The organism is Halomicrobium katesii DSM 19301, from assembly GCF_000379085.1.
GTDB lineage: Archaea > Halobacteriota > Halobacteria > Halobacteriales > Haloarculaceae > Halomicrobium > Halomicrobium katesii.
Map to the genome: position 1 here is coordinate 562,366 of NZ_KB905378.1, position 19,235 is coordinate 581,600.

Sequence of the window (19,235 nt, forward strand, 5' to 3'; positions counted from 1 at the left end):
TACGATGGCAACTACAACGGACACAGACTCAACGCCCGTCGACGAATCACGGACGATCAGCCAGCGACTGCCCGACAACCTTGGCATGCACGTCGGGATCATCCTCTCGGTCGTCGCGATGGCGGCCCCGCTCTTGCTCGCGATCGTCATGAGCACGCAGACGACCTCCGAGGTCTACGAGGTGACGAACCTCGGCCTGGGGAGTCAGGGGCTGTCGAACTACCAGACGGTCCTCTCTGAGTACCGGTTCACCACGTACCTGCTCAACTCGTTCGTGATGAGCATCATCATCGTCGTCGGCAAGGTCGGCATCTCGCTGCTGGCGGCGCTGGCGCTGGTCTACTACGAACTCCCCTACGAACGTGCGGTGTTCATGTTCATCCTCCTGACGCTGCTGTTGCCGGTGCCGGTCCGTATCGTCCCGCTGTTCCAGCTGATGGCGGACCTGGGGTGGACGAACACGATGCTCGCACTGACGGGGCCGTACATCGCCAGCGCGACCGCCGTGTTCCTCTTCCGCCAGCACTTCATGTCGATCCCGAGTTCACTGGTCGAGACGGCCCGGATGTCCGGGATCGGACCGGCCACATTCCTGTTCAAGGTCCTGATCCCGATGTCGAAGGGGATGATCGCCGGCGTCTGTGTCATCACCTACATCTACTCGTGGAACCAGTTCCTCTGGCCCCTCGTCGCGGTCAACGACAAGAGTTCGCAGGTGGTTCAGGTCGGGATCAGCTACCTCCAGGGGTCGGCACAGGCCGGACTGACGCCCTGGGGCCTGATCATGGCGGGTGCCTGTATCGCCCTGCTGCCGCCACTGATCGTCTTGATCGTGCTTCACCGGCCGCTCCTGCAGACGTTTGCTGTCCAACGGAAGTGATTACTATGGCAAGGATACAACTCACAGATCTCGAGAAGCAGTACGACGACGTACTCGCAGTCAAGGGTATCGATCTGGAAGCACAGGACGGGGAGTTCCTCGTACTGGTCGGTCCGTCGGGGTGTGGCAAGTCGACGACCCTGCGGATGATCGCGGGGCTCGAAGACATCACGTCCGGGACCCTGCGGATCGACGACGAGGTCGTCAACGACGTGCCCCCGAAAGACCGGGACATCGCGATGATGTTCCAGAACTACGCGCTGTACCCCCACATGACCGCCGCCGAGAACATGAAGTTCGGCATGAAGTCGGTCAGCGACTTCTCCAGCGACGAGATCGACCAGCGCGTCGAGGAGGCCGCAGAGACGCTCGACATCGCCGACCTCCTCGACCGCAAGCCAAAGGAGCTCTCCGGTGGGGAGCGCCAGCGCGTCGCCATCGGCCGGGCGATCGTCCGCGAGCCGGAGGTGTTCCTGCTCGACGAGCCGCTCTCGAACCTCGACGCCAAGCTCCGGGTCCAGATGCGCGCCGAGCTGCTCAGGCTCCACGAGGAGCTCGACTCCTCGACGGTCTACGTGACCCACGACCAGACCGAGGCGATGACGCTGGGCGACCGCGTCGCCGTCCTCGACGCGGGCGAACTACAGCAGGTCGCGCCACCGCAGGAGCTGTACGACTTCCCGGCCAACCGGTTCGTCGCGGAGTTCATCGGCGAGCCGGCGATGAACGTGTTCTCCGTGGACATCCGCGAGCGCAACGGACACTACGTCGCCGACCACGCCGGCTTCAGCATCTCGCTCCCCGACGGCGAGGGGCTCGACACCGCGAGCGACTCCTCGGTGTCGATGGGCGTTCGACCGGAGGACATCTCGCTGGCCTCGAACCTGCCCGACGACGCCGAGACGTTCGCGGTCGAGACCACGGTCAGGGAACCGCTCGGCGAGCTGTTGTTGCTGCACTGCCAGCTCGGCGACGACGAGATCCACGTCAAAGTCGAGCCACGCAGCGAGATCCAGCCGGGCGAGACGATCGAGGTCGGATTCGACGAGGACCGGCTCCACGTCTTCGACGCCCGATCGGGCGACGCGCTGTATCACTCGACGGCTCCCGAACCGACGAAGTCCGAAGCGGTGGCCACGGAGTAACACGATGTGGCCGACATTCGCGAACGGTGCCCCGTGTGCGGACGCGCCAGCAGCCTCTCTCACCGCAGCCTGGCACGACGGAGCGAGTCCCGCTCGCCCGCTCTCTCTCCCGGTGGGACGGCGCGGACTCGTCCGGTCGGGGCTCGGAGGTCTCGCCACGTTCCTCGCGGGCTGTACCGGGGGCTCGGGTCCCGGAACCGAGACGGCTTCGCGCACTCGGGCGGACGACGTTCGGCTCATCGGCCACCGCGGCTGTGCCGACCAGTACCCCGAGAACACGATCCTCGCCGTCGAGCAGTCCGCGCCACACGTCGACATGATCGAGTTCGACGTACAGCGGTGTGGCTCCGGTGAACTCGTCGTGTTCCACGACGACGAGCTCGACCGGCTGACCGACGCGACGGGACCGGTCGCGACGACCGACTGGGAGGAACTGCGCGAGCTCACGATCCTCGACTCCGAGGAGACCATCCCGCGACTCTCGGCGTTCCTGTCGGCGGTCCCGTCGGACACGGCAGTCAACATCGAGCTCAAGCACGACGGCATGGTCGAAGAGGTCGTCACGGCCGCCGACGAGTGCGACAACGAGGTCCTCTTCTCGTCGTTCTCGCCGGACGCGCTCCGGGAGGTTCGCGAGCGCGACGACGACGCGGCACTCGCCTTCCTCGTCAGTGACGCGCCGGAACGGAGCCTCTCTTTCGCCGACGAGATGGACTGCGTGGCGGTCAACCCCGGCGTCGACCTCGTTCTCGACACCGACTTCGTCGAACGGGCACACGCCGAGGGGTTCGAGGTGAACACGTGGACCGTCGACGACTCGGAGACCGCGAGACGACTCGTCGACGCGGGCGTCGACGGACTGTTCGTCGACCGGTGGGACCTCCTGACGGAGTGATCGAGGCGGTCGGCTGAACGGCCGCGACGACGCCCCGGCCCCGAGCCGCGAACCTCGCAGGATCGCTCACGGTACGAACCGCGAACCGTCTGCCGCCCCCTGTTCTACAGCGCCCTGCACCCGTCCGAAACCGCGTCGAGTCGCCGGCACTCTGTTCGGGAGGGTCGAACGAAATCGTCGTAACAGCCCCGCGTCGTCGGCCGTTTCCCCGCCCGTCGCGTCGAGCGCCCGCGGCCGACCGCTCGCGAGCCCCGCGAGACGATGCACGATATCTGCGGTCTCGACGGTCCTACTGTGGGACGATGGGGGAAACGCTCGCTGTCTCTCGGTACCGCTCTCGGCGTCGCGACACCTCGCCGTTCGCGACTCTCAAACGCAATTCCGTTCGACGAGTTCTCTGCGAAGCGGCGGGAGCGAAACAATCTCGTATCAACAGTACTCGTGTTATTCTATTGTCGAAACACTGTGATTATTCCTGATAAATCCTGTGCGCCGTCACTGAGACGACCGCCGGCCACCGAACGACGGCAAATCGTTTGCGAGAGACGAACAACCTTCGCCACCGCTCGACACCTGACCGGTCTGGTCTCGGGCACGGCACTACCGTACAGACGCACGACCGACGGCATCATACGGAAAGTTGTAGTTGCTTACCGGTGAGCGTCGCCACGGGGTAGACGCTCACCGGTAAATTCCTACAACCGTCCGTATCAGGAGAACTGCGCGTTGATCTCGATGACGTTGGCCGACCGCGTCACCAGGTTCGGGAGTTCGTCTTCGTACAGCGGTCCGCTGAAGCGACTGGCCGGCCCAGAGATGCTGATCGCGCCCATCACCTCGTCGTTCATCGTGATCGGGGCGGCGACACAGCGCAGGCCCTCGATGCGCTCTTCGCGGTCGAAGGCGTAGCCGCGCTCGCGTATCGCTTCGAGTTCTTCGAACAGCTCACCCCGGGTAGTGATCGTCGCGTCGGTGAACTCCGGCAGTCCGTGCTCGTCGGCGATCGCGTCGACCCGGCTCTCGTCCATCCGTGCGAGCATCGCCTTGCCCAGCGAGAGACAGTGGAGATGCGCCCGGTTGCCGACCGACGACGCGGTCTGGACGGCGTCTTCGCCCTCGGTCTTGTAGATGTACACCGCCTTTCCGTGCTCCTCGGTGGCGAACTGCGCGAGCTCGCCACACTCCTCTGCCAGATCGTCCAGCTCCTTGCGCACCACGTCGTAGATCTGGAGGCGGCCTTTGACCGTCTCGGCGAGGTCGAGATACTGGAGGCTCAGCCGGTACGTGCCGTCGTCGTTCACGACGTACTCGTTGTCGACGAGCGTCGCCATGTGTCCGTGGACCGTCCCTTTCGATCGGTCCACCGCGTCGGCGATCTCCGTGATCCCGGCGCTCTCGACCGACTGGAGGAACTCGATGATGTCCAGGCTCGTCTGTACCGCGTCCACCGTTCGGGACTGGTGCTCGCTGGCCATGCCCGGCTGTACAGGCCAGTGGTATATAGTCGTTCGGCTAGTGCGAACGACTCGGTACGTTCGTGGTGGCCGAACGGATCCGGGTCGGCGACGGGGGACAACGACGACCGCGTCTCACAGGGAAAAGGCTATACGGTTCTCGCCGAAATCCGGGGGTACGATGGTCGCAGTCGATTACATGGCCCACCAGGAGCAGTACAGTCCGTCGGAGCTACTGGCGTTCTCCGAGCTCGCTGCGGCGAACGGGTTCGACTTCATCTGGACGTCAGATCACTTCCACCCCTGGTTTCACACGGACGCGGAGGCGGGGTTCGCGTGGTCGTGGCTCGGGGCGGCGATCGAGCGCGTCGACCTCCCGGTCGGGACGTGCGTGACGCCGGCAGGCGAGCACTACCACCCCGCCCTCATGGCACAGGCCTTCGCCACGCTCCAGTCGATGCACGACGAGCGGGTCGTCCTCGGGCTGTCGACCGGCGAGGCGATGAACGAGAAACCGCTCGGACACGAGTGGCCCGACTACGACGTCCGGCGCAGCCGCCTCGAAGAGACCCTGGAGATCGTCCACGGCCTCTGGGAGAACGACGGCTTCTACAGCTACGAGGGCGAGCACTACGAGGTCGACGACGCCCGCCTCTACACGATGCCCGACGAACGACCCGAGGTACAGATCGCGGCCAACGGTCCCAGCACGGCGTCGCTGACCGGCGAGTACGGGGACGGGTTCATCACGGTCAAGACCGGCGAGGAGTACACGGAACGGATGTACCCGGCGATCAGGCGATACGCGACGGACGCCGGCCGAGACCCCGACCAGATCGAGACGACGCTGCTCGTGATCGCCTCTTACGACGAGGACCGCGAGCGGGCCCGCCAATCGACCCGACCGTGGTGGGCGACCACGCAGGACGTCTTCGACCGCGCGCTGGCGAACCCGAAAGAGATCGAGCGCGAGGGGGAGAAGGCCACGCGCGAACAGGTCGAGGCGAAGTTCCTCATCGCCGACGACCCCGCCGAGATCGCCGGCCAGCTCGAAGCGTACGCGGAGATGGGCTTCGACCGGATCGCGCTCGGCAACACCAGTCCGGAGCCGGAACGGTTCTTCGAGGTGATGGGCGACGAGGTCATCCCGTCGCTGTGAGCGCGGCCGGTCCGTCCGATTTGAGGTACGTTTAACAATTGGGGTTCCGTCAGTACGGACGAGATGTCTCGAATGAACGGTGGCGAGATTATCGCCACGTATCTGGAGAAGGAGGGCGTCGAGTACCTCGTCGGGATTCCCGGCCACGGGAGCACGAACCTGCTCGACGCATTCAACGACTCCGACGTATCGGTCGTCCAGCCGCGTCACGAGCAAGGTGCCGCCCACCTCGCAGACGGGTACGCCCGCGTGACCGGCGACCCGCTGGCCGTCTTCACCTCGATCGGCCCCGGTGCGACCAACACGGTCACCGGCGTCGCGACGGCCTACGTCGACTCGATCCCGATGGTCGTGTTCACCGGCGCGCCACAGACCCACGAGTACGGACAGGGGATCCTCCAGGAGATCGAACGCCAGAAGCCCGGCGACTTCCCGAGCGTCATGGAGCCGGTCACGAAACAGAGCTTCGAGGTCAGCTCCGTCGAGCAGCTCCCTCGCGTGCTCCGGCGGGCCTTCCAGATCGCCCGCTCCGGCCGTCCGGGGCCGGTTCACGTCGACGTTCCGATGGACGTACAGGGCGCTGCCGCCGACGTGACGCTGCCCGAACCCACCCAGCACCGCCCGCACAGTCGCCCCGGTGGCGATCCGGAGACCGTCTCGGAGGCCGCGACGCTGCTTGCCGAGGCCGACCGGCCGGTGATCGTTCCCGGCGGCGGGACGATGCTCGCGGAGGCCTGGGACGAGGTGCAAGCGCTGGCCGAACACCTCCAGGCACCCGTCGTCCCGACGTTCCAGGCCAAGGGGATCATCCCAGAGGACCACGACCTGTTCGTCGGCTACGCGGGGTGGATCGGCTCGACGGCCGGGAACGAACTGGCGTCCAACGCCGACACGATCCTCGCCGTCGGCTGTCGCTTCACCGACATGCACACCTCGTCGTTCGAGGCGGGCGTCAGCTTCGAGATCCCGCCGAGCAAGCTGATCCACGTCGACATCGACCCCCAGGAGATCGGGAAGAACTACCCCATCGAGGTCGGCATCCAGGGCGACGCGAAGGTGGTCACTCGCCAGCTCACCGAGCAACTGCGCGAGCGGATGGAGCCGGTCTCGACCGAAGACAACGACTACTACGCGGAGATACAGGAGCTGTGGGACGAGTGGGCAGCGATGGTCCAGGAGCGCTGGGACGACGACAGCGTCCCGATGAGCATCTCCCGCGTGCTGGCGTCGCTGCGCGAGGTGTTGCCCAGAGACGGCGTCGTCGTCTCCAGTGCCGGCCAGCCCCAGGAGACGGTCAACCCCGAGTTCCCGGTGTACGAGCCCCGGACGAACGTCTCCTGTGGCGGCTTCTCGACGATGGGCTTTGGCGTCTCGGCGGCGATCGGTGCCAAACTCGGCAAGCCGGACAGCCCCGTCGTCGACGTCGAGGGCGACGGGAGCTTCCTGATGTGCAACCAGGAGGTGGCCGCGGCCGTCGAACACGGCGTCGACGTGACCTACCTGGTCCTCAACAACCGTGGCTGGAAGTCGATCCGGAACCTCCAGGTCGACAAGTACGGCTGGGACCGCGTCCTCAACACGGCGTTCGACGAGGACGCGGGGGTCGACTACATGGCGATGGCCGACTCGTTCAACCTCGGCTACGCCGAGCGCGTCGTCAAGCCCGAGAACCTCGACGCCGTCCTCGACGACGCGATCGCCCACGACGGGCCCGCGATGGTCGAGGCGGTCGTCGAGCCAGACAACCCCGACTCCGGCGCGATCGTCACCGGCGAGTGGGACCTCGCGGACCTCCAGGAGTAAGCCGCGGCCGCTCGCTGCCGGCGGTCCCGGCTCTGGAACGTCGCTGTCGTAACATCTATGTGGTCTCGTCCTGACTGCATCAACGCATGACACGCAAGCACGAGCAGCCCCCAGCAGCGACTGCGATCCCCGACGCCGTCCGGAACTACGTCGGCGGCGAGTGGGCGTCCGGGTCGGCGGACGGCCAGCCGGTCGTCGATCCGGCCACCGGAGAGCGCCTCGCCGACGTACCGTTTTCCAGCGCCGACGACGTCGACGAAGCGGTCCGGACGGCCAACGACGCCTTCGAGGAGTGGCGGCGAACGCCGCCGGTCGAGCGGGTCCAGTACCTCTTCGATCTGAAACACGAACTGGAAGCGCGGGAGGAACAGATCGCACACGCGCTCTCTCGGGAGCACGGCAAGACCGTCGAGGAGGCCCGCGGGGAGCTCCGCCGCGGGATCGAGAACGTCGAAGTGGCCACCGGCATCCCGAACATGCTCCGCGAGGCCAGCGGGACCGTCGAAGACGTCGCCGTCGGGATGGACGAGACGGCCGTCCGCCAGCCACTGGGGACCTTCGCCGCCGTCACGCCGTTCAACTTCCCGGCGATGATCCCGCTGTGGTTCCTCCCCTACGCGGTCGCGACGGGGAACACCTTCGTCCTCAAGCCCAGCGAGAAGGTGCCGCTCACCGCACAGCTCATCTTCGAGGCGATCGAGGCCGTCGAGTTCCCCGACGGCGTCGTCACTCTCGTCAACGGCGGCGTCGAGACGGTCGACGCGCTGCTGGCACACGACGGTATCGAGGGAGTCTCGTTCGTCGGTTCGACGCCGGTCGCTCGACACGTCTACGAGACCGCCGCCCAGCACGGCAAGCGCGTCCAGGCCCAGGGCGGGGCGAAGAACTTCGCGGTCGTCACGCCGTCGGCCGAACTCGACCGGGCGGTGCCAAACATCGTCGGCTCGGGCTACGCCAACGCCGGGCAGCGCTGCCTGGCCAACGACGTGGTCGTCGCCGTCGGTGACGTGTACGACGAGCTGCGCGGAGCCCTCGTCGATGCGGTCGAGGACCTGACCGTCGGACGCGGACTCGACGAAGACACCGACGTGGGGCCGCTCATCACCGGCGCGTCTCGCGAACGGGTCACGGAACTGATCGCCGAGGCCGTCGCGGAGGGCGCGGAGGTCGTCGTCGACGGACGCGGGTTCGAACAGCCCGACTACCCCGACGGGAACTTCCTGGGGCCGACGCTGCTGGCGGGCGTCACGGCCGACATGGAGATCGCCCAGACCGAGATCTTCGGCCCGGTCCTGTGTCTCGCCGCACAGCCGTCACTGGACGACGCCATCGAGACGGTCAACGGCACGGAGTACGGCAACGCCTCCTCGATCTTCACCGAGGACGGCGGCGAGGCACGCCAGTACCGATACGAGGTCGACGCCGGCAACATCGGCGTCAACGTCGGCGTCTGCGCGCCGATGGGGTTCTTCCACTTCGGGGGCACGAAGGAGTCGTTCTTCGGTGACCTCCACGCGCAGGGCGAGGACGCCGTCGCCTTCTACACGGACAAGACGATCGAGATCGAGCGCTGGTACAGCTAGTCCGACGCTGTCCGCCTCGAACGCCGACGTTCGAGCGCGCCGACCGTTAGTCCTGTTCGGCCGGCGTCGTCTCCGCGACGGCGTCGTCGTATCGGTCGATGGCCTCGTCGACGCCGTCCATCAGCAGTGCGACGTCCTTCCCGGCGATGAGGAAGTCGTGGCCCTGCTCTACCCGCGTGTCGATGTCGTCGAGGTCGGTGACCAGCGTCCCGACCGGAACGTCCGCGTCGTTCCCGGCCTCGATGACCGACGCCATGGCCGTCGTGAGCGACTCGGAGTCCCACTCCGCGAACTGCCCCAGCGCCCCCGAGAGGTCTGCGGGGCCGACGAACAGGGCGTCGACGCCGTCGACGGCGGCGATCTCGGCGGCGTTTTCCAGTCCCTCCTCGGTCTCGATCTGTGCGATCGTGAGGATCGTCCCGTTGGCGTTCGCGACGTACTCCTCGAAGTTCCGGCCGTACTCCGTCGCTCGACTGCCCGCGATCCCCCTGATGCCGCCGGGCGGGTATCGCACCGCGCGGACGAGTTCGCGGGCTTCCTCGGCCGTCCCGACCATCGGGACCATGACCCCGGCGACGCCGATATCGACGACGCGCTTCAGTCGGACGGGATCGTTCCACGGGACCCGAACGACCGTCTCCGTCTCGCCGTCGGCGGCGTCGACGCTCCGCGCGATGCTCTCGACGGTCTCTAACCCCATCGTCGTGTGCTCCATGTCGACGAGGAGGAAGTCGATGTCGAGCTGTGCTATCGCCTCTGTGATCGTGGGATGGCCGACGGAGATCCACGTCCCGAGCGGCGACTCTCCGGCCTCGATTGCGTCTTTGACGTGTGTCATTTGTGGGGATGACGCAGCGACTCCTGGGCACTCGCCGGCCGCTGCGCCGCGTGTCTTCGTCTCCCCTCTGGGACGCCAGTGCAAATAAATCACGGGGTCGCGGACGGGGCCACCCAGTCTATCGGAAGTTATAACACCGACTGTCCGGATACGGCGTATATGCGATTCGGTATCATCGGGTGTGGCACGATCGCGCAGATCATGCACATCCCGTACGTGACGGAACTGCCCGATCTGGAGCTGTACGCGCTGGCCGACCCCGCAACCGAGCGGGTGACGACGCTGGGCGAGCGGTACAACGTCTCTCACCGGTACGAGTCGGCGGACGAGATGATCGCCGAACGCGGCGACGAACTCGACGCCGTGATCGTGTTGACGCCGCCGAGCCAACACGCCGACGTGGTCGAGACGACGCTGGGCGCGGGGATCGACACGCTCGTCGAGAAACCGCTCTCGGTCTCCGTCGCGGACGCCGACCGGATGGTCTCGGCGGCCGAGGCGGCCGACGCGACCGCGATGGTCGCCTACAACAAGCGCTACGCGCCCGCCGTCGAGGCCGCCCGCGAGGAGATCGCGGCACTCGATCGAGTCGACAAGATCACCGCCTACGACGTGGACCCGAACCACGGGCGCAACATCGACGAGGTGTACGATCTCGTCGACGGTGCGGTCCCCCAGTCCGTCATCGACGCGACCCGCGAGAAGCAACTCGCCGACAGCAAGCAGGTGATCGACAGCGACGACGACGAGCTGGCCGACGACTACCACTGGCACCTCGAACACATCTGCCACGACGTGAACCTCCTGCGGGGGCTGTTCGGCGGCGTCGAGTCGATCGACCACGTCGACCTGTACGCCGACGGACGGTACGCGACCGCGAACCTCGTCTACGAGGGCGGCCGGCGGTGTACGCTCGACTCCGGGCTCTCGGACCGCAAGTGGTTCGAGGAGTTCGTCCGCGTCGACTCGCCGACGGGGATGATCGAACTGTCCTTCGACGACCCGTTCATCCGGAACTCGCCGCCGTCGGTACGGGTCAAGCGCGGCACCGACGAGATCTCCGACGAGACCCGAACGCCCGCCTACGAGGAGAGCTTCAAGCGAGAGGTCGAGCACTTCGTCGCCTGTATCCGCGGCGACGCCGAGGTCCGGACTCCCTTCGAAGAGGGACGGGCCGACGTGCGCCTGATCGCCGATCTGTTCCGACAGATCCAGGGCGCGCCGCTGCTGGGCGATTACTGACGCGAGACGGACCGAAACCACTAAGCGAAACCACACGTCGATACACGACAACACATGTACGAAGACTTCGCATCGACGCTCGCAGCGACGATGTGGGCCGACTTCGACGAACAGCCACGCCGGGCGGACGGTCCGCCGGGCGAGATCACCGACGTACAGACGGTGGTCGTCGACGGCAACTTCCCGTGGACGATCGTCACCGTCGAGACCAGCGAGGGGGTCACCGGGATCGGGGAGTGCTACCCGTCGCCGGGCGTCCACGAGGTCATCACCGACTACCTCCGACCGGTGCTGGTCGGCGAGAACCCGACCGACGTCGAGCGGCTGTACAACCTCATGCGCGAGAGCCTCTCCGGACGCGGCTCACAGCAGGGGATCGGGACGATCGCGATCAGCGGCGTCGAGATCGCGCTGTGGGACGCCGCGGGGAAACTCCTCGATCAGCCGATCTATCAGCTTCTGGGCGGCAAGCTGCGCGAATCGGTCGCCGTCTACGCGGACTGTCACGCCGGCGAGGCGATGGTCGAGTCCGCCAGGGAGGGACAGGAGGCATCGACGTACGATCCGCAGGCGTACGCACGGGCGGCTCGCGGGGCCGTCGACGACGGGTTCGACATCGTGAAGTTCGACCTCGACGTGCCCTCCGGCCGGGAGATCGACACGCTCTCGCGGCACTTCGACCCGCCGGAGATCGAACACAAGCGCCGCGTCGTCGAGGCCGTCACCGACGAGATCGGACACGACGCCGAGGTCGCGGTCGACCTCCACTGGAACTTCAGTCCCGAGACGGCAGAGCGACTCTGTCGCGCGATCGAACCGTACGATCTGGCCTGGATCGAGGACCCGCTCCCGCCGGAGAACACGGACGCGATGCGGGAACTGAAACGCCGAGTCGACGTGACGCTGTTGACCGGCGAGAACCGCTACGGCCGTCACGGCTTCCGCGACCTGGTCGCAGAGCAGGCCGTCGACTTCCTCGCTCCGGACGTTCCGAAGACCGGCGGCATCGCCGAGACGAAAAAGATCGCCGAGCTGGCCGAGACCTACTACCAGGCGCTCGTCCCGCACAACATCGGTAGTCCCGTCGCGACGGCGGCGACGGTCCACGTCGGTGCGACGGTCCCCAACTTCGTGGCCCTGGAGTACCACGCCCGCGAAGTCTCGTGGTGGGACGACCTGCTCGTCCGCGACGAGCCGTTCATCCGCGACGGCCGCATTCAGGTGCCCGACGGACCGGGCCTCGGCGTCGAACTCGACTGGGACGCCGTCGAGGACCACCGCAAGCACTGATCGGCGCTATCGCCCGTCGGCCGCTCTCTCGACCGAGAGCTCGCGCCAGCGGTCGATGTTCTCCTTGGCGTGGACGAGTGGCTTTTCGGTCTGGTTCTCGATCTCGATCGTGTAGTGGCCCTCGTACCCCGCCGCGTCGAGGGCGTCGGCGAGCGCCCCGAACGCTACGACGCCGTCGCCGAGGTCCGTGAACGACCGGAAGTAGTTGATCACGTTGTCCAGGTGGAAGTCCCCGTCGGTGAGCGCGTCCCGGTTGTCGGCGAACCCCTGACCGGGAGCGACGTCCTTGAGGTGGACGTACGCGATGTCGTCGCCGAACCGCTCGACGGCGTCGGTCACGTCGCCCTCGGGGAAGTGGTCGCTATACGGGTAGTAGTGTGCCGTATCGAAGAGCAACTCTAGCCCGTCGACGGCGTCGAGGTAGTGGCGGATCTCCGACGGCCGTTCGACCGCCGTCGCGCCGTGGTGGTGGACGACCGGACGCAGGCCGGCGTCCAGCGCCGCGTCGCTGACCCGGGTCAACCACGCCTCGACCGTCGCTTCGTCGTGTCGCCCTCGCTGTGGCGGGAGCAAGCCGAGGAACTCGGCACCGAGATCGGCGATCGTCGGCACGTCCTCGACGATCCGCTCGACCGCCTCGTCGCTCTCGATCCACTCGCTCATCACGCAGTACAGCTCGACGTCCGCGTCGGCGAGCCACCGCTTTAGCGTCGCGGTGTCGTTGTCGCGGACCTTCCCGAGGCCGATCTCGATCCCGTCGTACCGACAGGCACTGATGTCGCTGATCGCGGTCTCGATGTCTGTCGGGTCGTACATCATCGCCGTGTATCCAGTACCCATGCGTCGAGCTATCACGACTCGCCGAAAAATAGCTTCCGACTGATACTGCTTGCTGTAACTGTTTCAAGATTTCGCGACCACGAGGTCGCGATATGCTTCACAGACGTACAGCCGGCAGTATGAGACGACGATCTGTCGCTCTCGCTTCCGTTCGGAGATGACGAACACATCTGGCCCGCTATTGGCCGTCTCCACCGGGTTCCGGACTCGTGGGCCCGTGCTTCGGGCGTTCGCGCTGTTCTCCACGACAGCGGTGTTCGGGAAAGACGAACGATATGGGCATAGATTTCTCTGGCGACGCGGCCGACTGCTCGCCTACGTAACGACCGTATTGTTGTTATCTAAGCGCCGCCGACGAGTGGTCTGTTATAGTAGCCATTGAAAATCAATGCACACCCGATCGCACGACAGCAGTGCGATCGGTGTGTAAATCGTTTCAATTGTTACTATACCGCGTTCTCCGAACGGGTCGTCGGCCCCGCTTCTCGGCTGGAAGCGCGCTTCAGACGTCGGTTCGCGGAACCGCCGGCACCCCCTTCTGTTCGGCCTGCCCGAACGGTATCGAGCGAAGACCGTTCCCTATCGATCTCCGCGAACGCTCGTCGACCGGTCGACGCCAGCGTTCCGGGCTCGCACTGACCGATCGCGTCCCGCTCTGCCTCTCCTTCTCGTTTGGGCACTCCAAACGCACGCACCCACGGCGGATTCGGAATCTATCTCTCTGCTTTGTAGGTAGAATAATTAATCTACTACCAAAAACTCTAATAAAGGCCTCAACTTCCTCACATATTCCACTTTCTCACTCTGACGCTCCGAAATAGGGTGTAAATGCGGTTGGAAAATTGAGAATGCTGTCGATACCGCTCGAAGCGTGTGTTGAATGGCGAACTCAACGAACAAATACTGATTTCCCCTTCTGCCGTGATCCCCGTTCCGTCGAGCCGGCCAGGTACCACCGTCTCCGGCGCTCGCGGTGATCACCCCGCTCAGCGGTCGAACAGCCACAGCGCCGCCGTGAGTCCGGTCGCGCCGATCAGCGCCGCTGCCAGCAGCCCGAACGCGACCCGAAAGTCCGCCACGTCCGAGAGCCAGCCGACGATCGCCGGGGCGACCGCGCCGGCTCCCATCAGCAGCGTCCGGACGACGCCGAGGCTCCCGCCGGCCACGTCCTCGGGGACGACGGCCATCAGATACGCACCCCGGACCGGCCGATATCCGTGCGCTCCCAGGCCGAGCGCGACGACGGCTCCGCCCAGCGCGAGCGGTCCGCCGGTCGGCGCGAGCGCCAGGATCGCGAGCAGTCCCGCGGTGGCGACGGCGAGTGTCACCACCAGGACGGGGGCGGTCCCGATCCGGTCGCTCACCTCGCCGGTGACCAGCTGGACGAGGCTGACGACGAACAGAGCCGAGAACAGGAGGTTCGCGGTCGCGGCCGACAGCGCGGTCTCGCTGGCGAGATACAGCGGGAGGAAGGCGACCGCACCGTTGTAGGCGAAGGAAAAGCAGATCGTCACGAGCACGAAGCCGGTGAACTGCCACTCGCGAAACATCGTGAGGTAGCTGCCCGGCGCGGCGGCCGCGTCGCCACGGCCACTGTCGCCCGCCGAGTCACCCGACGACGCGAGCCGGCGCGGGACGCGCCTGCCGAACGCGACGGCCAGCCCCACCGTCGCCAGCCCGCCCGCGAGAAACACCGTCCGCCAGCCGGCACCGCCGACCGCGCCGAGGCCGGTGACGGCGACGACGGCCGCCGGTGCCGCGACGCCGCCGAAGGTCCCGAAGGTGTCGAACACCCCCAGCGCCCGTCCGGTCCGCGAGGGATAGATCCCGGAGAGCAGGCGCACGCCGACGGTCTTGTACGCGCCCGTCCCGGCCCCCATCAGGAGCATCGCCGCGACGAGCACCCACAGCGGCGAGTCGACGACGAGCACCAGCGCACCGACCGCCGCGACGCCCGCCCCGGCGGCGAGCACCCGCACCGACCCCAGTCTGTCGGCCAGCGCGCCGGAGGGAAACTGCATCGCCGCGTAGACGAGCATAAAGCCCGTAAAGGCCGTCCCCAGCACGGTCCGGGAAACGTCGTAGCTCTCGCCCAGCGTGCCAAAGAGCGGCGGGAAGGCATAGCGCAGGAACTTCCCTACGAACCACAGCGACGCAGTCAGCACCAGCGCGTCGAAGCGAGCCAGCCCTCGGAGGCGCGCGGCGAGTGTCACGATACGGGCAGTGGCCCGCTCTGACGGAAAACGGCGTCGGCTTCCGCCCGCGAGAGCCGGCGGTCATCGGCCATCAACAACGTCGCTCGAAGCGGGTCTGTGATCTCGAATCGAACGCCTCGACGAACTCGCGGAGGGGCTGTCAGTCGTCGTCGGCGGCCGGCTGGGCCACGTCGCGGTCCGCACGCGGCCCCTCCAGATCGACCTTCGGCAGGAGGTCCCGAAGGTACTGGCCCGTGTAGGAGTCGTCGTTTCGGGCCACGTCCTCGGGCGTCCCCTCGGCGACGATCCGGCCGCCGTGCTCGCCGCCCTCCGGGCCGAGGTCGACGATGTGGTCGGCGTTTTTCACCAGATCGAGTTCGTGCTCGATGACGACGACGGTGTTGCCCTCGTCGGTCAGGCGGTGGAGCACGTCGATCAGCTTGCGCTCGTCTTCGGGGTGGAGCCCGGTCGTGGGCTCGTCCAGCAGGTACAGCGTCTCGCCGGAGTCTTTCTTCCCCAGTTCCTCGGCGAGCTTGATCCGCTGGGCCTCTCCGCCGGAGAGCGTCGTCGAGGGCTGGCCCAGCCGCATGTAGTCCAGCCCCACGTCTTTCAGGAGCTTCAGGCGGCGGCGGATACCGGTGTGGCCCTCGAAGAAGTCGTAGGCCTCTGCGACGCTCATGTCCAGCACGTCGGAGATGGTGGCGTCCTTGTACGTGACATCCAGCGTCTCGTCGTTGTACCGCGCCCCGTCGCACTCCTCGCAGGGGACGTACACGTCAGAGAGGAAGTTCATCTCGATTTTGACGTTGCCCTGGCCGCCACAGGCCTCACAGCGACCGCCCTTGACGTTGAACGAGAAGCGCCCCTTCTCGTAGCCGCGCTGCTTCGAGAGGTTCGTCTCGGCGAACAGCTCGCGGATGTGATCGAAGACGTTCGTGTAGGTCGCCGGGTTCGAGCGCGGCGTGCGACCGATTGGCGACTGGTCGATGAGGCGGACGGTCTCGATCTCGTCGATCCCCTCGATGCCGTCGTGCTCGCCGGGGTTCACGTCGGTGTCGTTCATCCGCCGGACGAGACCCTTGTACAGCACGTCGTGCATCAGCGTCGACTTGCCCGACCCAGAGACGCCCGTGATCGCGGTGAAGTTCCCGATCGGCAGGTCCACGTCCAGATCTGCGAGGTTGTGCTGGCGGGCTCCCTCGACCGTGAGCGCGCCGTCCGAATCACGTCGGGAGTCGGGCACGGGAATCTGGCGCTCGCCCGAGAGGTACTCGCCGGTGACGCTGTCCTCGCAGGCGATCACGTCTTCCTGGTCGCCGTTGACGACGACTTCCCCGCCCCGTTTGCCCGGACCGGGCCCCATGTCGATGATGGTGTCGGCTCGGCGCATCGTCTCCTCGTCGTGTTCGACCACGAGGAGCGTGTTTCCGAGGTCGCGCAGCTCAGCCAGCGTGTTCAGCAGGCGGTCGTTGTCCCGCTGGTGGAGCCCGATCGAGGGCTCGTCGAGCACGTACAACACGCCGACCAGTCCGGAGCCGATCTGGGTCGCCAGCCGGATGCGCTGGCTCTCGCCGCCGGACAGCGTCGACGCCTCCCGGTCGAGGGTGAGATACTCCAGCCCGACCTCCTCCATGAACCCGAGGCGGGCGCGGATCTCCTTGAGGATCTCCTCGGCGATCTTCGTGTCGCGTTCGTCAAGCGACGCTTCCAGCCCCTCGAAGTGTTCCAGTGCGTCGCCGATCGACATCCGGTTGACCTCGGTGATCGACGTACCGTCGGAGGAAACCTCCGACGACGGTCCGCTCGCATCGCTCGCGGAACTCCCGTCGACGAGGACGTGACGGGACTCCGCTTTCAGGCGGGTGCCCTCACACTCGGGACAGGTGGTGACGGCCATGAACTCCTCGATGTGTTCCCGTGCCCGGTCGCTGTCGGTCTCGACGTGGCGACGTTCCAGGTTCGGGACGACGCCCTCGAAGCGCTCGGTCTTCTCGCGGGTGCCGTTCTTGGTCTGCCACTCGAAGTGGACGAGGTCGTCCGTGCCATAGAGGAACTGGCGCTGGATCGACTCGTCCAGCTCCTCGAAGGGCGTCTCCAGCGAGACGCCGAAGTGGTCCGCGACGTTGTCCAGCTGTCGCGAGTAGTAGGTGCGGTCGTAGCTCCAGGGTTCGAAGACGTGCTTGAGGGGCTTCGAACGGTCCTGGATGACGAGCTCCTCGCTGACCTCCTTGGTCTCGCCGAGCCCCTCACACTCCGGACAGGCCCCGTGAGGGCTGTTGAACGAGAACGAGCGGGTCTCGATCTCGGAGATGTCGATCCCGCAGTGGGTACACGCCAGGTCCTCCGAGAACTCGACGACGAGCCGCTCGCGGTCGCTGTGGTCGTCGCTGTCGCCGGTCCCCGCGAGATCGCCCGTCGAGCGCGCCGTCGCCCCGCCGAGGGACACGCCTTCCGGCGGGTCCGGGAGGATCACCTTCGTGATGCCCGCCCCTTCTTCGAGGGCCGTCTCGACGGAGTCGGTGATCCGCGAGCGGGCGTCCGCGCTGACGCTCACGCGGTCGACGATCACGTCGATCGTGTGGTCGTAGTTCTCGTCGAGTTCGGGGTCGTCGATCGTCAGGTCGTACGGTTCGCCGTCGACCTCGACGCGGGCGTACCCCTCGCTCACCAGCTCCTCGAACAGCTCCTCGAAGGCCCCCTTCTGGTCGCGTACGACCGGTGCGGCGATCTTCGCGCGGGTCCCCTCGGGCAGGGCCAGCATCCGACGGACCATGTTCTGGGCGGACTGCTCGCCGACCTCGCGGCCACACTCCGGACAGTGTGGCGTCCCGATTCGGGCGTACAGCAGGCGCAGGTAGTCGTGGAGTTCCGTGACGGTCCCGACCGTCGAGCGGGGGTTGTTGGCGGCGTTCTTCTGGTCGATCGAGATCGCCGGGCTCAGCCCCTCGACGGTCTCGACCTGTGGCTTGTCCATCTGGCCCAGGAAGTTCCTGGCGTAGGCCGACAGCGACTCGATGTAGCGGCGCTGTCCCTCGGCGTACACCGTCTCGAAGGCCAGCGAGGACTTGCCCGATCCCGACAGCCCCGTCACGACCGTCAACTCCTCTCGCGGGATCTCAACATCGATGTCCTTGAGGTTGTGTTCCTCCGCACCGCGGACCTCGATGTACTCTCGTGTCATCTACGGCCCCCTGAGGACTGCCGGCGTGAAACGCTGTCGGTCCGTGGGTGGCGCTCGTTCCCTCTGTCAGAACTGGTCACAAAATTAAAGGGGAGATCACACGAGGGTCCGGACATGAGTGCCGTCTCGAAGTACGACATCGAGGGGCTCGACCTGACAGACAGCAGCTACACGGTCGAGCAGTCACTCGTCCGCAGCAAGTACAAGGCGATGGACGCCGCCGGCAACGTCGTCGTCCGCGGCAAGCAGAAGATGCTCAAGATGAAAGAGGAGTTCCCCTTCACCGACGGGGACGGCAACGAGGCCTTCACGGTCAAAGCCGGCGGCATCATCGACGTGGCCGGCAACTACGTGCTCTCGGACGCCCAGACCGGCGAGGACCTCGTGGTCCTCGACAACGACTACTCGGTCATGCAGGACACCTGGACGCTCCGCGACGCGGGCGACGAGCGCGCCATCGCGAAGATCGACTCTCGGGGCGCTGCGGTCACGCTCGCCCGCAACCTCCTCCCGTTCGGTGGCATCATCCCCCACAAGTACGAGATCACCGACGTCGACGGCAACCACGTCGGCTCTATCGACGGCCAGCTCTCGCTGCGGGACCGCTACGAGATCACCATCGACGACGCGAGCAACGTCCCCAAGGAGGCCGTCATCGCCGCCGCGATGGTCATCGACGCGATTCAGGGGAACTAGCGCAAAGCTTCTCCGTCCACGCTCCTCAGTGGGC

Annotated in this window: 14 protein-coding genes; 9 read left to right on the forward strand and 5 right to left on the reverse strand. The window is 66.3% G+C overall.

Annotation, left to right across the window (positions count from 1 at the left end; genetic code table 11):
• Nucleotides 1-4 precede the first annotated feature (4 nt).
• From HALKA_RS0102885 to HALKA_RS0102895, 3 genes are read left to right on the forward strand one after another with little or no spacing between them, the layout of a single operon-like run.
• On the forward strand, nt 5-880 hold the full coding sequence (locus HALKA_RS0102885; RefSeq protein ID WP_026190126.1) for a carbohydrate ABC transporter permease: 876 nt from the start codon (nt 5-7) through the stop codon (nt 878-880).
• Between the two features lie 5 nt (nt 881-885).
• The gene (locus HALKA_RS0102890; protein WP_018256586.1) at nt 886-2,025 is read left to right on the forward strand and encodes an ABC transporter ATP-binding protein; all 1,140 of its coding nucleotides are present in this window, start codon (nt 886-888) and stop codon (nt 2,023-2,025) included.
• A gap of 4 nt (nt 2,026-2,029) precedes the next feature.
• Nucleotides 2,030-2,920, forward strand: coding sequence for a glycerophosphodiester phosphodiesterase (locus HALKA_RS0102895; protein WP_080505789.1), 891 nt, complete (start codon nt 2,030-2,032; stop codon nt 2,918-2,920).
• A 710-nt stretch (nt 2,921-3,630) separates the two neighbouring features.
• Here HALKA_RS0102895 and HALKA_RS0102900 read toward each other — a convergent pair.
• Nucleotides 3,631-4,395, reverse strand: coding sequence for an IclR family transcriptional regulator (locus HALKA_RS0102900; RefSeq protein ID WP_018256588.1), 765 nt, complete (start codon nt 4,393-4,395; stop codon nt 3,631-3,633).
• Between the two features lie 160 nt (nt 4,396-4,555).
• Here HALKA_RS0102900 and HALKA_RS0102905 point away from each other — a divergent pair, with 160 nt between their 5' ends.
• The 3 genes from HALKA_RS0102905 (at nt 4,556) to HALKA_RS0102915 (ending at nt 8,919) form a co-directional block, all read left to right on the forward strand.
• Nucleotides 4,556-5,533, forward strand: a complete 978-nt coding sequence (locus tag HALKA_RS0102905) for a TIGR03557 family F420-dependent LLM class oxidoreductase (protein ID WP_018256589.1) — start codon at nt 4,556-4,558, stop codon at nt 5,531-5,533.
• Between the two features lie 72 nt (nt 5,534-5,605).
• Nucleotides 5,606-7,336: a thiamine pyrophosphate-binding protein gene (locus tag HALKA_RS19005; protein ID WP_155119353.1), complete on the forward strand. Its 1,731-nt coding sequence runs from the start codon at nt 5,606-5,608 to the stop codon at nt 7,334-7,336.
• Between the two features lie 86 nt (nt 7,337-7,422).
• Nucleotides 7,423-8,919, forward strand: a complete 1,497-nt coding sequence (locus tag HALKA_RS0102915; RefSeq protein ID WP_018256591.1) for a CoA-acylating methylmalonate-semialdehyde dehydrogenase — start codon at nt 7,423-7,425, stop codon at nt 8,917-8,919.
• Nucleotides 8,920-8,965: 46 nt separating this feature from the next.
• Here the strand turns inward: HALKA_RS0102915 and HALKA_RS0102920 are convergent, their stop codons facing one another.
• Nucleotides 8,966-9,757 (reverse strand): HpcH/HpaI aldolase family protein, encoded by a 792-nt coding sequence (locus HALKA_RS0102920; RefSeq protein ID WP_018256592.1) that lies wholly within the window; start codon nt 9,755-9,757, stop codon nt 8,966-8,968.
• 159 nt (nt 9,758-9,916) lie between these two features.
• Here HALKA_RS0102920 and HALKA_RS0102925 point away from each other — a divergent pair, with 159 nt between their 5' ends.
• Nucleotides 9,917-10,999: a Gfo/Idh/MocA family protein gene (locus HALKA_RS0102925; protein ID WP_018256593.1), complete on the forward strand. Its 1,083-nt coding sequence runs from the start codon at nt 9,917-9,919 to the stop codon at nt 10,997-10,999.
• 54 nt (nt 11,000-11,053) lie between these two features.
• A complete protein-coding gene (locus tag HALKA_RS0102930) occupies nt 11,054-12,289 on the forward strand; it encodes a mandelate racemase/muconate lactonizing enzyme family protein (protein WP_018256594.1) in 1,236 nt (411 codons plus the stop codon).
• 6 nt (nt 12,290-12,295) lie between these two features.
• Here HALKA_RS0102930 and HALKA_RS0102935 read toward each other — a convergent pair whose 3' ends face one another.
• From HALKA_RS0102935 to uvrA, 3 genes are all read right to left on the reverse strand, one after another.
• Nucleotides 12,296-13,129 carry a sugar phosphate isomerase/epimerase family protein gene (locus tag HALKA_RS0102935; RefSeq protein WP_018256595.1) on the reverse strand — a complete coding sequence of 278 codons (834 nt, stop codon included), beginning with the start codon at nt 13,127-13,129 and terminating at the stop codon, nt 12,296-12,298.
• A gap of 986 nt (nt 13,130-14,115) precedes the next feature.
• Nucleotides 14,116-15,342, reverse strand: a complete 1,227-nt coding sequence (locus tag HALKA_RS0102945; protein ID WP_018256597.1) for an MFS transporter — start codon at nt 15,340-15,342, stop codon at nt 14,116-14,118.
• A 142-nt stretch (nt 15,343-15,484) separates the two neighbouring features.
• Nucleotides 15,485-18,505 (reverse strand): excinuclease ABC subunit UvrA, encoded by a 3,021-nt coding sequence (gene uvrA, locus HALKA_RS0102950; RefSeq protein ID WP_018256598.1) that lies wholly within the window; start codon nt 18,503-18,505, stop codon nt 15,485-15,487.
• A gap of 114 nt (nt 18,506-18,619) precedes the next feature.
• Here uvrA and HALKA_RS0102955 point away from each other — a divergent pair, with 114 nt between their 5' ends.
• Nucleotides 18,620-19,201 carry an LURP-one-related/scramblase family protein gene (locus tag HALKA_RS0102955; protein WP_018256599.1) on the forward strand — a complete coding sequence of 194 codons (582 nt, stop codon included), beginning with the start codon at nt 18,620-18,622 and terminating at the stop codon, nt 19,199-19,201.
• Nucleotides 19,202-19,235: the final 34 nt, after the last annotated feature.